10 protein-coding genes are annotated in these 14,013 nt (G+C 46.6%); 5 read left to right on the forward strand and 5 right to left on the reverse strand.

Annotation, left to right across the window (positions count from 1 at the left end; translation table 11 throughout):
- Positions 1-11: 11 nt before the first annotated feature.
- On the reverse strand, positions 12-2,978 hold the full coding sequence (locus AYJ58_RS18200) for a TonB-dependent receptor (RefSeq protein WP_106651202.1): 2,967 nt from the start codon (positions 2,976-2,978) through the stop codon (positions 12-14).
- A 478-nt stretch (positions 2,979-3,456) separates the two neighbouring features.
- Here AYJ58_RS18200 and AYJ58_RS18205 point away from each other — a divergent pair, with 478 nt between their 5' ends.
- The 5 genes from AYJ58_RS18205 (at position 3,457) to AYJ58_RS18225 (ending at position 7,082) form a co-directional block, all read left to right on the forward strand.
- Positions 3,457-3,840, forward strand: coding sequence for a DUF3649 domain-containing protein (locus AYJ58_RS18205; RefSeq protein WP_198555507.1), 384 nt, complete (start codon positions 3,457-3,459; stop codon positions 3,838-3,840).
- A 1-nt stretch (position 3,841) separates the two neighbouring features.
- Positions 3,842-5,539: a PepSY-associated TM helix domain-containing protein gene (locus AYJ58_RS18210; RefSeq protein ID WP_106651203.1), complete on the forward strand. Its 1,698-nt coding sequence runs from the start codon at positions 3,842-3,844 to the stop codon at positions 5,537-5,539.
- Positions 5,536-5,886 carry a DUF3325 domain-containing protein gene (locus AYJ58_RS18215; RefSeq protein ID WP_006080813.1) on the forward strand — a complete coding sequence of 117 codons (351 nt, stop codon included), beginning with the start codon at positions 5,536-5,538 and terminating at the stop codon, positions 5,884-5,886. The genes AYJ58_RS18210 and AYJ58_RS18215 overlap by 4 nt, the downstream gene beginning before the upstream one ends.
- Positions 5,887-5,994: 108 nt before the next feature.
- Entirely contained in the window at positions 5,995-6,432 is a 438-nt protein-coding gene (locus tag AYJ58_RS18220; protein WP_106651204.1) for an OsmC family protein, read from the forward strand.
- Between the two features lie 209 nt (positions 6,433-6,641).
- Positions 6,642-7,082, forward strand: coding sequence for a hypothetical protein (locus AYJ58_RS18225; protein WP_106651205.1), 441 nt, complete (start codon positions 6,642-6,644; stop codon positions 7,080-7,082).
- A gap of 106 nt (positions 7,083-7,188) precedes the next feature.
- Here the strand turns inward: AYJ58_RS18225 and AYJ58_RS18230 are convergent, their stop codons facing one another.
- From AYJ58_RS18230 to thrC, 4 genes are all read right to left on the reverse strand, one after another.
- Positions 7,189-10,473 (reverse strand): S41 family peptidase, encoded by a 3,285-nt coding sequence (locus AYJ58_RS18230; protein WP_106651206.1) that lies wholly within the window; start codon positions 10,471-10,473, stop codon positions 7,189-7,191.
- Between the two features lie 395 nt (positions 10,474-10,868).
- Positions 10,869-11,726 carry a substrate-binding periplasmic protein gene (locus AYJ58_RS18235; RefSeq protein WP_106651207.1) on the reverse strand — a complete coding sequence of 286 codons (858 nt, stop codon included), beginning with the start codon at positions 11,724-11,726 and terminating at the stop codon, positions 10,869-10,871.
- 290 nt (positions 11,727-12,016) lie between these two features.
- Positions 12,017-12,319: a hypothetical protein gene (locus AYJ58_RS18240; RefSeq protein WP_198555508.1), complete on the reverse strand. Its 303-nt coding sequence runs from the start codon at positions 12,317-12,319 to the stop codon at positions 12,017-12,019.
- A 363-nt stretch (positions 12,320-12,682) separates the two neighbouring features.
- Entirely contained in the window at positions 12,683-13,966 is a 1,284-nt protein-coding gene (thrC, locus tag AYJ58_RS18245; protein ID WP_106651209.1) for a threonine synthase, read from the reverse strand.
- Between the last annotated feature and the right edge of the window lie 47 nt (positions 13,967-14,013).

Raw genomic sequence — 14,013 nt, forward strand, 5'->3', positions numbered from 1 at the left:
GACGTAATGGATTACAGGGCATAGGTGAACCCCAGGAAAAATTCGCGGCCAAAATATTGCAAGGTGCCGGTTTTCTGCTCGGTACCGAAGTAACTCTTAGTCGGTTCATCTGTGAGGTTATTCACTTGGAACAGTACGTTTAAACCGTCCATTACTTGATAGGAGGCTTGATAGTCCATCACGGTTTCGGAATCGAAGTTCACCACTTGATCGTTAATCGCCACCTGTTCAGAGACAAAAGCATCACGGTAACGAGCGCTGATACGGGTTTCAAAGCCCTCATAGCCATAAAACAAGGTGGCACTGAGCACATTATTCGATAAACCTGGTAAAGATTGAGTCGTACTATCACCGCCTAGGCTGGTAATGGACTGCACCTCACTCTCGGTATACGAATAACTGGCATTAAAACCTAAACCAGAAAACAAATCGGGCAAGGAGGCAAACACTTGGGTGTAAGCCAGCTCTAAACCGCGAATGTATCCGCCCTGGGCATTGTTCATTGCAGTAGTATAAGTGCCATTACTTGTTGAGGTTTGCACTCCAGTAACAGGATCGACGATGTAATCCGGCACGTTGAAGCCATTCCCCTTAAAATCGAAATTGGTGATAGCCACAGTATCAATAAAAGAATCGATATTTTTGTAGAATAGCGCCGCGACAAATGCGCCTTCATCAAAGTATTTCTCGTAGGAAATATCATATTGATCCGCATAGAAAGGCTTTAAATAGGGATTATTAGTACTGGAACCATTGATGACCCCATCGCTATTAGCCGTGGCGCTCGCATCTCCCGCCAAGCGGTTAATGGGCGGACGCGACATCACTTTAGCGGCCGCTAAACGGATTTGAGAATCTTCAGTGATCTTAAAACTGAGGTTAAGGGACGGTAGATAATCAACATAATCTATCCCTTTGATTTTAGGTGCGTAGTAGTTATTCACTATGCCTAAATCATCGACAATATACTGAGCGCCAAGCAGGGGATCTGCGCCGACATTCTCTAAGACAGTTGCAGATTGGTCTGTTTCAACACGGCGTAAACCAAGATTCCCCGTGACTGGAATACCGCCAATCTCGGTATCGAAATTAACCATGGCATAAGCCGCAAACACCTTTTCGAACACCTCACCACTTTGCAATACAGTCCAAGAATAGTTAGTGGTATAGCCCTTAGCATCGAGAACACCATCGGCATTTCCCCAAGTTTGGACTGGCTGTGGGATACCCTCAGGAAACCAAGCCGCTAGCGCAGCGTCGAGATCAATGGCGAGATAAGAGGGAAAATAACTGAACTCACCCTGCCAATCGACGACCGAGGCCATATCAGACGTCAGCTTGAGTGGTGGCTCTGCGCTAGAGAAAGCGCCATCATTGCCATATTCAAATACCGAGCGGCGATTGGAGTAATTGCGGTCCGAGTAACGTACACCAAACTCCACTGAGCTAATGTAATCATTCTCAAGGTCGTATTTAAAATCAAGGCGATAAGCCTTTACTGCATCCTCATTCTCATAGGGATAGATACCGTACTTACTCACCATTACCCGATCCAGATCGGTGAAAGCATCGGCTTGATTAAAGCCCACATCGGGCAGATTAAGCCCGTTAAGTTGATAACTAATCGAGACATTATCATCGAAAACTGGGGTGTCGGCATTAGCATCAACGGCAACGTTCGCCCATAGCAGGCCATTCCTGAAGTTGCTTTTGGCTGAGGAGTAGGAAATATCGGCAGCGACATTCAGTCTGTCTGTCACTTGCCAGTCAGCATTTAAACCAAAGCTATTCACTTCATCAAAATCTTGGTTATCGTCGTTGACAGTCTCAACTCGGGTATAGCTCTTTGAGGTGCGATTAAAGGTTCCGCCAATAACAGAATTGCCATCGAGTACAGGATTGGCAATTGCAGCGCCTGAGCCACCAAACTTAACCCTGAATCCTCGGGCAAACGATTCGCTATCGAAACGTGATAAAAATGCATCGGCCTTAAGCTTAAAATTATCCCTAGGCGCCCACTCAATCGCGCCCATATAACCGTTACGAATTTCAACGCCACCGAGGTGTTGTAGCTCAAAACCCTCGCTGATGTACTCATTCGCAGGGGCATCAATTGGCCCCTTGGTATCATTAGCCTGTCCATCGACTTCTTTGCTGTCGTTATAAGCCAAACCGATAAATTGGGTCGCGACACTGGGTTGTTTTAGACGGGCATAACCTAACGCTACACCTAAGGTATCGTCAAAAAACTTACCCTGATAAGAAATACTCAACCTGTGGCCATACTCGTCAGCACCGTACACTTCACTGGCTCTGTCGTTGTACATACCACGGGCATTGACCAGAAAGCTATGGTCTTTATCGGATTGCAGCGGGCTGACTGTTTGCAGTTCCACTGTTCCTGCAACACCGCCTTCAATGAGTGAGGCTTTAGGGGATTTGTACACAGCGGCGGATGAAATCAGTTCAGACGGGTATTGATCGAACTCGATACTGCGAGTGCCACTCGTCGATACCTGTTCACGACCATTTAAGGTTGAAAAAACAAAACCGCCCGACATACCGCGAATGTTAATTTCTGCCGCTTGTCCGCCGGTACGTACCGCTGAAATACCGGGTAAGCGGGTCAGTGCATCCGCCATTGATACATCGGGTAAGGCGCCAAGATCATCGGCCGATAATTGCTCAGAAACTGTGTCGCCGTAACGCTTAGCATCGAGAGAGTCAATCAGACTTTTGCTGTAACCTTTAACCTCAATCCGTTCGATATTTGCCGCTTCATCGCTGGCTTTTTTGTTGGTTTCGACACTCTTAGTATTGGAATCAGTCTCGTTTTTTATATTGTCGTCTTGAGCTTGTTTGGCCTCCTGTTGAGTTGGCGTGATCTCTGCTGCAAAGGCTAACTGCGGTGTATACACCACACTAAAGCCTGCCGCCGCGAGAGCCATAGTCAAGACGCTGAGTTTACAATGACGCATTTGGCATTCCCCTATGTCATAACGACTTGTTTTAACCCGATGTTCTATTCACCACATCAATCCAAGAAACACAGGGCAATCAAAGTGTCATACTAACGGTGTAGCGTTTTTCGCCTCAATGGGATGCATACGTATTCATAACTTATCACTCACAATATATTAACCTGAAACTTTTAACCTTTGATTTAAAAGATTTATATTCAAAGCCTAAAATATACGGAAACACAATTTAGTAACACACCGCCCCTCTACTCGTCTAAGATCACATTTTTACATTCGAATCTAAATGATATCGTTTATCATTTGAATTAACTAAGTTATACTTCTCGCGGTTAGCTATTCACTGTTATAGGAATGCATTCGCCATTAAGCCGAGTTTTCTGTGGTTAAGCTAGAAAGCTCAAGCACACTTTGCAGAATTAACCGTAACGGATAGCTATAACGGACCCATATTGGCTCGAAATGAGAAGTGGCACTTATGTCTAATACACCCGCGTTTGAAACGTCAACGCAATCATCTGCAGTGCAAACGCGCTCTTTCTCACTGATTTCACGGGGGGTTGTGCAAATTGCGCGATGGTTTAAACAAGAACAGTCACAATTTGCCGTCAAAGTCTTTGCCCGCGCGAGCGCTGCACTGCTGGCGGGTTATATTGCGGCGGCTACCTTGGCTTGTCTGCTCACCGTCGTGCTACCTATGCCCCGCTTCGAAAGCACAATAACGGCCAATATGTTGGCTTTTCTGTTTTATGCCATCGCCATTATTTACGCCTTTTGCGTACGTAAAACTTGGCATGCATGGCGAGATTTAGGCCTAGTGAGTTTGTTATGTTTTGGGTTGATTCAGGTGTGCGGACAGTAAGATGAAAGAGACATTTTTTAGAACCTTATCTTGGCTACATACCTGGGCAGGTTTGCTCGTGTGTTGGGTGTTATTGTTGATCTTTTTTGCGGGTAGCTTGAGCTATTTCCGCCATGAGATCAGCCTCTGGAACGAACCCGAATTACATCAAGGGGTTTATCAAGACTATCAAGCCGATACACTCGTAAACCAACTTGATAAAGGCCAAGATTATATCGCTGCGCATTCGCCCGAATCGGCGCAGCGCTGGATGATAGGTTTTCCGACTGAGCGTAAACCCTTTCAAAGTGTGAGTTGGCAACTACCGCCAGAAAAAGGTCAACGTCGCGGCAAGACAGAAGAACACGTTGCCCTCGCCGATGGCAGCGGCATGGTCGCAGAAGTGCGCGAGAGTCGCGGCGGCGATTTTTTCTATCGTCTGCACTTTGACTTGCATTATATGTCCGCAATTACGGCCCGATATATCGTCGGTGTTTGCACTATGTTTATGCTAATTGCCCTTATCAGCGGCATAGTGATCCACAAGCGGATCTTCAAGGATTTGTTTAGTTTTAGACGCGACAAGGGCGCCCGCTCTTGGTTGGATGCGCACAATGTGAGCTCTGTCATCGCCCTGCCCTACCACCTGATGATCACTTATACAGGGCTTATCACCCTGATGTTAATCTATATTCCGTGGACGGTGGATACCGCCTATTCGGGTGACAACCAAGCCTTCTTAAAAGAGCTGAATCCCGCTAGACAAACCGAGAAGGCCGCGGGGATTAGCGCGCCACAGGTGCAACTGAGTCAATTACTGCCGCAGGTGCAAACCGCTTGGGGCGATGCGCCAATTAAGCAAGTCATAGTGTCATATCCTAACGATCAAAATAGCCAAGTGACTTTTTACCAAAACACAGGTAAAGATGTGACCGATGAAGCCAATATTTTGATATTCAACGGGGTAAATGGTGAGCTTAAATATGCTAGCCCACATGAGGCCTCGGGAGCATCAGCCACCTACGACACTATGATGTCGCTACACACGGCGCGTTTTGCCGCACCGCTATTACGCATATTGTTCTTTTTCTGCGGCTTATTGGGTTGCGCTATGGTCGCAACAGGCACGTTGATGTGGGCCATTCGTCTACGTCAAAAACAACAGAAAGCCATAGATAAAGGCGAGAAACCAAGCTTGGGATTACGTTTGGTCGAAGGGTTAAACTTCATGTTTATCTTAGGATTACCCTTAGGCGCTGTGAGCTTCTTTTACGCAAATCGTCTGCTATCAACAAGTTTTGCAGGCCGCTCCGAATGGGAAGTTCACTGCTTCTTTATCGCGTTAGCGGCAATGGGAGTCTGGGCTTTCTTTGGCCGTTCACGTCGCCAGTGGCAAGCAGCATTAATACTCACAGGCAGTTTGTGCTGTGCACTGCCCGTGCTTAATGCCTTCACATCGCCGAGCAATCTCATCGATAATATTCAATCCCATCAATGGCCTTTAGTCGGATTTGATGTGCTCGCCATTCTACTTGGCGCCGCTATGCTATTTGCCAGTAAAAGATTAACTTTGATTGCCAAAGCCCCCGCTAAGCGCCCAGCAAGACCCGCATCCAATGCGACAAATGCCAAGGCGAATAAGGCTCGCCGCAGCGAGCCAAAAACATCTCTCGCCAACGAACTTACCTCGCCGTCTTCATTGGAGGAAGCCAAATCATGATGCCAGAATTTATCCCCGTACTTGGGATCTTAGGCTTGAGTTATCTCTCACTTGCTCTGTTCGCCTTAGCTAAGTTTGGCCATTTTAAGGATGTGTTTAACCGTCCACCAGCACAATGGCAAAGCCATTTACTCACCTTGTTTGCTTGGTTATTACTGGCATTTAGCTTAAGTGCCTGCGCGAGCGATCAAGGCTGGGCCTACGGTAGCATTTTGTTTATGGGGATCATTTCCCTCGCGGCCATGCTGGTCATACTGACGTTAAGCTACAGTCCGCGCCATTTGCCGATTGGTATTGTCGCTGGTAGCGTACTCACAAGCAGTCTATTACTGAGCGCTGGGCTATAATTTTCGTTGCACTAAGCTATAACTTCCTGCTGCAGTGAGCCACAGGTCATGGCTAAGTGCGCACCGCTAGGCTATAGTGCCCTGATGTCCTTCAGATAGGAGAAAATAATGGGCTTTAACTTAACGGTTAACTGGCAAACCTCGCCCGCCGAAGAAGGCGAATTTTGTCGAGATCACAGCATTACATTTGGCAGCGGCCAGACGATTCAAGCCTCGTCGGCGCCGGAATACAAAGGCAATGGGCAGAATGTAAACCCTGAGGAAAGCCTGCTGGCGGCGTTATCCTCATGCCATATGTTGACCTTTCTCGCGATTGCACATCTTAAGCGCTTACCGGTGACGTCCTATGTGGACAATGCCACTGCAGAGCTGGGTAAAAACGACGCGGGCAAGTTGGCCGTCACTAAGATGGTGCTCAATCCTAAGGTCATTTTCGCTGAAGGGGTTGAAGTCAGCCAAGAAACCCTTGAGAAAATTCACGAAAAAGCACATGTAAATTGCTTTATCGCCAATAGCTTAGCGACAGATATCCATATCAAATTTTAAGATTTGTGCTGATATCTACGGCCCGCTAATGGATTCCTAAGCGGGCTTTTTTATTGCCACACCGCAGCTCATCGCCATCACCAAATCTCCGCCGGCCCTCCACTGAGTCTTACCATTCGCACCCCCGAAATTTCTCCATGGTTCAGCTCATATCCAGCTTTTAAACCGTACGATTGGTATAACTTAGAGCTAACTGTTGGAGTTAAACCATGCACATTCAACCACTGCGACATTCCCCGTCTGTCAGCCCACAAAAAAATGTCTCCAACGCTGAATTTGCACAGATCAAAAATGCCGTTCAAACCAGCGCCCCAACATCAACGGATACAGTAACGCTTTCTCGCAATGCAAAACAGTTGGCGGCAAATGCGCAAAAATCAGCTGAAAAACCAGCAGAAATGCCAGCTCTGAGGGATAACATAGAAACCTTAGTCGAATTGAAACACGCGAAGATGAAATATCAAGTGATCGCCGATATGACTAATATAGCGACAGGAACGAGCCAAGGAATTTCGGCGTCAACGGCCTATTACCTAAGCCAAAACGAAGACGCGAGAGCAATGACAGTCAATCAGCTTGCCCAACAACAGCAAGTGAACACTATGCAGAACTACGCAGAAACGAGTAAGAATATTAATGAATGGGCATAAAAATGGGTGTTGTCTCGGGAACTAAGAGACAACACCCTAACTTTGTACGCGACTATGTTAACTGAGATACCTTAAATTTCAGTTAAATACTGAATTTAAATATCAATTACTTAGCTTTTATATCCTGTGCCATTCCTTTTGCCGGCATAGGCTGCGCTTTTAAGGCTGGAACGGGCTGCTTAACCAATTCATCCTTTAAATAGTTTATTGCCGTCTCAAGCTGTGCATCTTTACCGTTAAAGGTCGCAAAAGGTAAGTTATCAACTTCGATATCCGGCGTTACGCCATGTCCTTCCAGCACCCAGCGACCATCCATTGCATACTGTGGATACTCCGCCACCCGCGCCATTCCTTTATCGGTCAGCGAGTTTCGCCCAGATAACCACACGCCCGCCCCTGCCGTTTGCTTGCCAATTAGCGGTGCAATACCCAGCGCTTTAATCCCAGCGGAGAAAGTCTCACCGTCGGAATAAGTCAGCTCATCGGTTAACACCACTAAATGGCCGCGGAAGGTTTGCTGCATATTGGTGTTTGGCGTGCCGTGGGTCGGTTGCCAAAACGCCCAAGCGCGGCGCAATAACTTCTCAATAATCCAACTGTCGATATTGCCGCCGCGGTTACGGCGAACGTCGATAATCAACCCGTCTTTATCATAATTGGTATAAAACTCACGGGCAAAACTTTCTATATCGCCGCCGCCCATCGCATATAAGTGCAAATAGCCAATCTTGCTCTTACTCGCATCCTCGACCACAGCCGCGTTATGGCTCACCCAATCTAAGTAACGTAACTGGCCATCCACCATAGCGCTAACAGGCATGACGATAGTTTTATGGGTTTTGCTGCCACGCTTAAGTTGCAGCAATACTTGCTTGTCCTGTTGATTACGTAACAGACGCGTGACATCGGCCACGTTCGCCACTGGCGTGCCATTGATAGCTAGCAACACATCGCCTTCTTTGGCATCGACTTCGATACGATTTAACGGTGATGCGTTGGCAGGTAACTCAGGATCGTTACTGTAAATGTGCGCAATTTTAACGCCATCTGCAGTTTGCTGTAGGCGCGCACCAAGACTTGCCGCTTTAGCCGCATCGGGATCTTTAGGTAAATCACCGCCGCGAACCTGTGAATGCAATGAATCTAATTCGCCCATCATTTGCATAAAGATATCGTTCAGTTCATTACGGTCAGTCAGGCGGTCAAGCAGAGGTTGATACTTAGCTTTGGTCGCTTGCCAATCGAGGCCGCGCATCTTCTTATCGAAGAAAGATTCCCTGTGCATCAACCAAGCATCTTCAAACATTTGTTGCCATTCAAGCTGGGGAGAAATCGCTAATTGCCATTGATCCGTTTGCACTTTGGCATTATCTGTATCGCCAAGCTTATCGCCACCGTCAACAATCATCAGCGCCTTGTCATTGCTGAACTTTCTTAGCATCAGCTTTTTGCCATCGGCAGAAACCGCATAATGACCAATATCTTCGGCAAAAACCTCGGCCTTAGGTCTCAATGGATCAAACTTGATGGTCATCAGGCTTGGTTCCGCGTCATCACCCATTGCTTGGTCAAGCACATAAAGTCTGCCATCGACGGCGCGCAGTTCACTGTAATTGCCTGAATCGACAGGTACTTGCCATAAGCGCTGCGAAATACCTGACCAATCAATTTTCACCGGTTCCGGCTTATCTTTAGCATCGGTTTTGTCGGCTTGGTTAACACTAAGTTCATTGGGCTTACTAAAGGGAAATTTGGCATTGCTAACTAAGGCGATGGCAAAAATTTGGCTGCGTTTATCAAACACTGGGCCCATGTTTCTATCGCCCCAAGGAGAACTTGGCGTGGCGCTAAATTGGCGATTTGACAGGAAATATAGCCACTGACCGTCACTGCTAAAGGTTGGCGAATAGGACTCGTATTTGTCGCTGGTGAGCGTCTCGACCTTATTTTCATCCACAGAGTAAAGAACAATTTGTGGTCTTTGTTTACCGATTTCTGACTTAGTTAATGCGATAAAACGGCTGTCGCCGGACCAGCGAATATCAGCATAAGGCCCAAGTCCCTCGCCGTTAGTGATGATTTTCTGATTGGTATTTTTCTTTAAGTCGAGCAACCAAACATTGCCATCGTTATCGTCGTGGGCGATAAATCGACCGTCATTGGACAGATTCAAGCTCATTCTTAGGGTATGGCCGTCCTTCGTCAGCTGCTTAGCGCCACTGCTGCCATCGGCGGGGAATTGCCAAATTTCCTGTTGGCCTGTCATATCGCTAAGCGCATAAACCGACTTGCCATCTTGACTCATAATCGCGTTTCTAACTCGATAAGTCCCCGGCAGCGCAACTTGCACTAAGCGCGAACCATCAACACCCGCAATAGCCACATGGCTGCGGGCGGTGATCACCACTTTATCGCCAGTGAGGGCTAAATCGGTAGAGGATGCATAATCCATAGGATCTTTCACCCAGTGCTCACGGCGCTGGGCAAAATCGGACGTGAGTTCGATATTGAGTAATGCGTCTTTCGCGGCCGCAATATCAAACACATGGATATCCGCACCTAACTGGAAGACCACTTTGCCTTGATCCATCCGCGCGCCGCGGACTTGCCAATCTTTAAATTGGGTCAACTGTTTTGCGTCTGAACCATCGAGCGCCATCGACCAGAGGTTGTCGTTACCATCACTGTCGCTGATAAAATACAGCCTGTCTTGCCATAGCATAGGTTGACGCACTGAGCCGTCGTGCTGACCGCTGAGCAACTGAGCTTCGGTTTTGCTACCAAGTTTAAAGCGCCATAATTCGCCCTTTGCGCCGCCACGGTACACTTTGGCGTTATCCCCAGTGACTTGTAGACCAAAGCGGGTGAAGTACACGTATTCGTTGCGATCATCAATCACACCTTCGACCGCATCGGCTAAGGGTAAATCTGTAGTCGTGAGGGTTTTAGGATCGACGCTGCGCAGCATCCAATTATTCGCAGGACCAAAACCACTGTCGGTAGAATATAAAATCTCGCCTTTAGCGGTCCAACCCTGAACACGCACACGGCTATTCTCGAAACTCACCCGTTTGGCCACACCACCCGCAACTGGGATCACATACACTTCGCTCGCGCCTTCATAATTGGCCACGTAAGCAACCCACTTACCATCGGCTGAAATGGTCGCACCTAGCTCCTCTGCGGGTAAACTCGTTAAGCGCGTCGCCGCTTTTTGGCCTAAGGTCTGAGTCCATAAATCCCCTTCAGCGGTAAAGACTAAGGTTTGATCGTGCAGGGCTGGCGCGCGGTAATAGCCTTGATTACTCACTGCAGTGGCAGCGATGGCTTGAGCCGCAGTGAATGTACCTAGAGCAAGCATACAGCAGGCGACAGAATGGCGAAGTTTCATGTATGACCTCTATCCTATTGTTATTTTTAGCAATGGACTCTTTAACGACGAGATTTTGCTAGCAGAGTGAGCGAAGACATTCTTGCCATGGGCTTTTGTAAAAAACGCAATCAAACCCAAAGCATGACAATTTAGCTCACCAAACTAGCAGAATTTAATAGAGAGTTCAGTAACTTCGAGCCAGAGAAGTTTTAGCAAATGTGTCACATCTTAAATCGCGGGAAAACAACTGAGTAAAAAACAATATTCTTTAGTGCAAATAACCAAAAATCATAGCGTTACCCTGTTGCACCACGATAAAAATCATTAAAAGTGAGACGTGATTGGCGTAGTTGAAGGGCAAGTGTTAAGGACTAATATTAAGAACGAATGTTAAGGGCTAACGTTAGGCCTGATTACGGGCTGACGTACAGCGTCTTTAATGGACTGCTTAGGCGGCTCATATTGGATTGTTTCGCTAGTGACATTTGTTGCCATTTATTGATTACTCGTGCAATTTCACCGTTATCCATCATGGCCTTAATCGCATGATTAAACTGCTCTAACTGGCTTGGCGTCATACTCGCTTTACTGAGCATTAAATGGATATGGTTTTGATCTAACACTAATTTAAGTGGCACTAGCTTAATGTGCTGATGCTGACTGGCAATATAGGGCATGGCCATAGTATCGCCGACGATCATATCCCCGCGGCCATAGGTGAGCATTTGTACCGACTTATCTGAGTCAGGGCTCAATACCAATAAGTGCTCCTGCTCTAATCGATATTGAGACTCTTGATAATCAACGCCATACCAACCGCTTGAAGGCACAAGCAGACGTAATTTCTTGGTAAAAATGTCTTCCCACTTATCGACATTAATCTGATCTTTTTGCTCATCGAGCACGAATAAGCGCAGTTCTTCGTCTCGATAATAACTGGAAAAATGTGCATAAGCCTGACGTTCATCCGTCATTGTCGCTCCCATCAACACATCTAATTGCCCAGCTTTCAACATCTGGTGCGATCGCTTAGCAGGCACATTAATAAAATTGATTTTGCAACCAAGATACACGGCAAATGCCCGCATCAGATCCACATCTAAACCTTGTGCTTCTCCTTGGGGATCTTGCCAGGCATAGGGAGGCCAGTCGTTATAACCGACTTTAATGGTTTTTTGACAAGGTAAAGGACTATTAACCTGCAATGTACTTTGAGCAGGCAAGGCTAAAGAAAGCAAAAATAAGACAGGAACGTATTTAAACAGTGACATAGGCTAAGTTACTTGCCCCTTAAGTTGGCGATCCTCTCCTGATGAAGATGAAGCAAAACGGTTCAACGTCAAGCTTCCACAGTGTTTTAATACCTAAATAAGCGTAGTTGGCACTTAGACAGCGCGCCATAAACACCAGTCAGAACATAGTAATTAACCTAAATAGGGCGCGGAGAATAGCAACAAATATGAACTATAGCTAGGGCGTTCAATGTCATCGATTTAATTCACTTAGTCTAAAAACTCAGACTGAATAAATAAGCTCAAGTTAAAGTTAAAATTTAAGCTCGCTAAATCTGACACTTATAAATAACAGCAACAACCTTAGTGGGATCGCCCATATCAGTCTGTAACCAAACGATGTGCGTGCCGCCCAATTGCTCTCCCTGAGCTATGGCAGAATCTTTGGCTTCATCTAGATTATTCTCGCGCCAGCTCACTCCAGTGACGATGGCAAAACTGTCGCAGTGGGTCACTTCAAAATCGTAGGCCACATTTATGCGCCGATATAACTCCCGTTGCTCGGTTGCGCACCCAGAGACTAAAACGCAAACACAGACACTTAATAAGAAAAATCTAGACAAATCACTCAACCCACTGATTAAACACGCGGGTGAACATAAACAATTAAAACCGATAAAATCGTGAACCAGATCACACTTGCATAACCAAATGCAATACAATAAGTTACAAATATTAATTTAATATCATGTAGTTAAACAAAAGTTTTTTTATGCTTGCCTGCAACACAGTTTCATCAATTTATCGTTATCTTGCTTACACCTGTAAAGAGTGCACTTATAAAAAATGCATTTGTAAAAAGTGTACTTATTGGCAATGTATTTATAAAAACGTATTTATCAAAATTGTGCTGATAAAAAAGGGAGCTAAGCTCCCTTCTCTTCTGTAACGTTATGTTATCTCACCGATAGGCTGATACGTTAAGTACAAGCAGCTTAGGTTAAGATTTTGAACAAGTGCGCTTTCAGTCTAGCAAAATCTGCGGGTAACTCTGCAGATAAAATTGTCTTAGTCGCCACCGCCTCAAGCTCGGCCGGTAAGGGTAAGTCTAGCTTTAGCTCCCTATCTACGACATCCTTAAACTTAGCGGGATGCGCCGTCCCTAGAAATATGCCCACTTCGTCGGGCACTAAGGTTAAAGATAATGCCTTAGCCGCGATCGCCGCATGGGGCTCAGACACATAACCTTGAGCATATAACTCGGCTAATGCCTGTGAGGTTTGCTCCTCGGATAAACGGATCCCCACTAAGTTACTCAGTGGCCAGCCTAACTTCTCACAAATCGCTTCCACCCGCGGCCAGTTACTGGGCTCACTCACATCCATCGCATTGGACATGGTCGCTTGAGTCGGATTGGGCTGCCATTGACCATTGTCTAAGTAACGCGGCACAGTATCGTTAGCATTGGTGGCGGCGATAAAGCGTTTAACCGGTAATCCCATGGCTTTGGCAAATAAACCTGCGGTGAGGTTGCCAAAGTTACCGCTTGGCACTGAAATCACAGGATCGGCACTGTGGCGCTGCTTAGACTGGGCAACCGCTTCAAAGTAATAGCAAATTTGCGCGAGTAAGCGGCTGATGTTGATAGAGTTCGCCGAGTTTAAGCTCAGCCCATCGCGGACTTCGGGATCATCAAAGGCGTGCTTAACGAGATCTTGGCAGGCATCGAAATCGGACGAGACGGCAACTGTATGGATATTCTTGCCCAACGTCGTGAACATCTTTTCCTGTAGTTCACTGATCTTACCCTTGGGATAGAGCACCACCACATTGACTTTCTCAAGCCCATAGAAGGCATCGGCAACCGCTGCGCCAGTGTCGCCCGAGGTCGCAGTCAAAATGGTTAAGCGTGTGTCACCCACAAAGGCATTAACGCATTGCGCCATAAAACGCGCCCCAAAATCTTTAAACGCCAGTGTTGGACCGTGGAATAATTCGAGGCAAGCGCGCTGCTCATCGACGGCAACCAAAGGTAAATCGAAGTTAAAGGCACGCTCAACCAGTTCATCAACCGCATCTTGCCCTAGTTCAGAGGCAAGCCATGCACCGAGCACTTTTTTACTGCGCTCAACGAATGGCAACGCCAGCAGCCCTTCAATATCGTCTAGTACGGGTATTTGACTAGGAAAGAACAAACCTCTGTCTTTACCTAACCCCAGTTGTACCGCTTCTTTAAAGCTCACTTTCTGCGAAGGGTGTTTTAAATTATATAGTTCCATGCTCAACTCAACCTTTTGATGCTAAAACTTAAATGCTAATTTGGGGT

Origin of the sequence: Shewanella sp. Pdp11, assembly GCF_002838165.1 — a bacterium.
GTDB classification, from domain to species: domain Bacteria; phylum Pseudomonadota; class Gammaproteobacteria; order Enterobacterales; family Shewanellaceae; genus Shewanella; species Shewanella hafniensis.

What these genes read in the sequence shown, in the direction of transcription:
- AYJ58_RS18200 (WP_106651202.1), bottom strand. Translation starts at nt 2,978, where the DNA reads ATGCGTCATTGTAAACTCAGCGTCTTGACTATGGCTCTCGCGGCGGCA.
- AYJ58_RS18205 (WP_198555507.1), top strand. Translation starts at nt 3,457, where the DNA reads ATGTCTAATACACCCGCGTTTGAAACGTCAACGCAATCATCTGCAGTG.
- AYJ58_RS18210 (WP_106651203.1), top strand. Translation starts at nt 3,842, where the DNA reads ATGAAAGAGACATTTTTTAGAACCTTATCTTGGCTACATACCTGGGCA.
- AYJ58_RS18215 (WP_006080813.1), top strand. Translation starts at nt 5,536, where the DNA reads ATGATGCCAGAATTTATCCCCGTACTTGGGATCTTAGGCTTGAGTTAT.
- AYJ58_RS18220 (WP_106651204.1), top strand. Translation starts at nt 5,995, where the DNA reads ATGGGCTTTAACTTAACGGTTAACTGGCAAACCTCGCCCGCCGAAGAA.
- AYJ58_RS18225 (WP_106651205.1), top strand. Translation starts at nt 6,642, where the DNA reads ATGCACATTCAACCACTGCGACATTCCCCGTCTGTCAGCCCACAAAAA.
- AYJ58_RS18230 (WP_106651206.1), bottom strand. Translation starts at nt 10,473, where the DNA reads ATGAAACTTCGCCATTCTGTCGCCTGCTGTATGCTTGCTCTAGGTACA.
- AYJ58_RS18235 (WP_106651207.1), bottom strand. Translation starts at nt 11,726, where the DNA reads ATGTCACTGTTTAAATACGTTCCTGTCTTATTTTTGCTTTCTTTAGCC.
- thrC (WP_106651209.1), bottom strand. Translation starts at nt 13,966, where the DNA reads ATGGAACTATATAATTTAAAACACCCTTCGCAGAAAGTGAGCTTTAAA.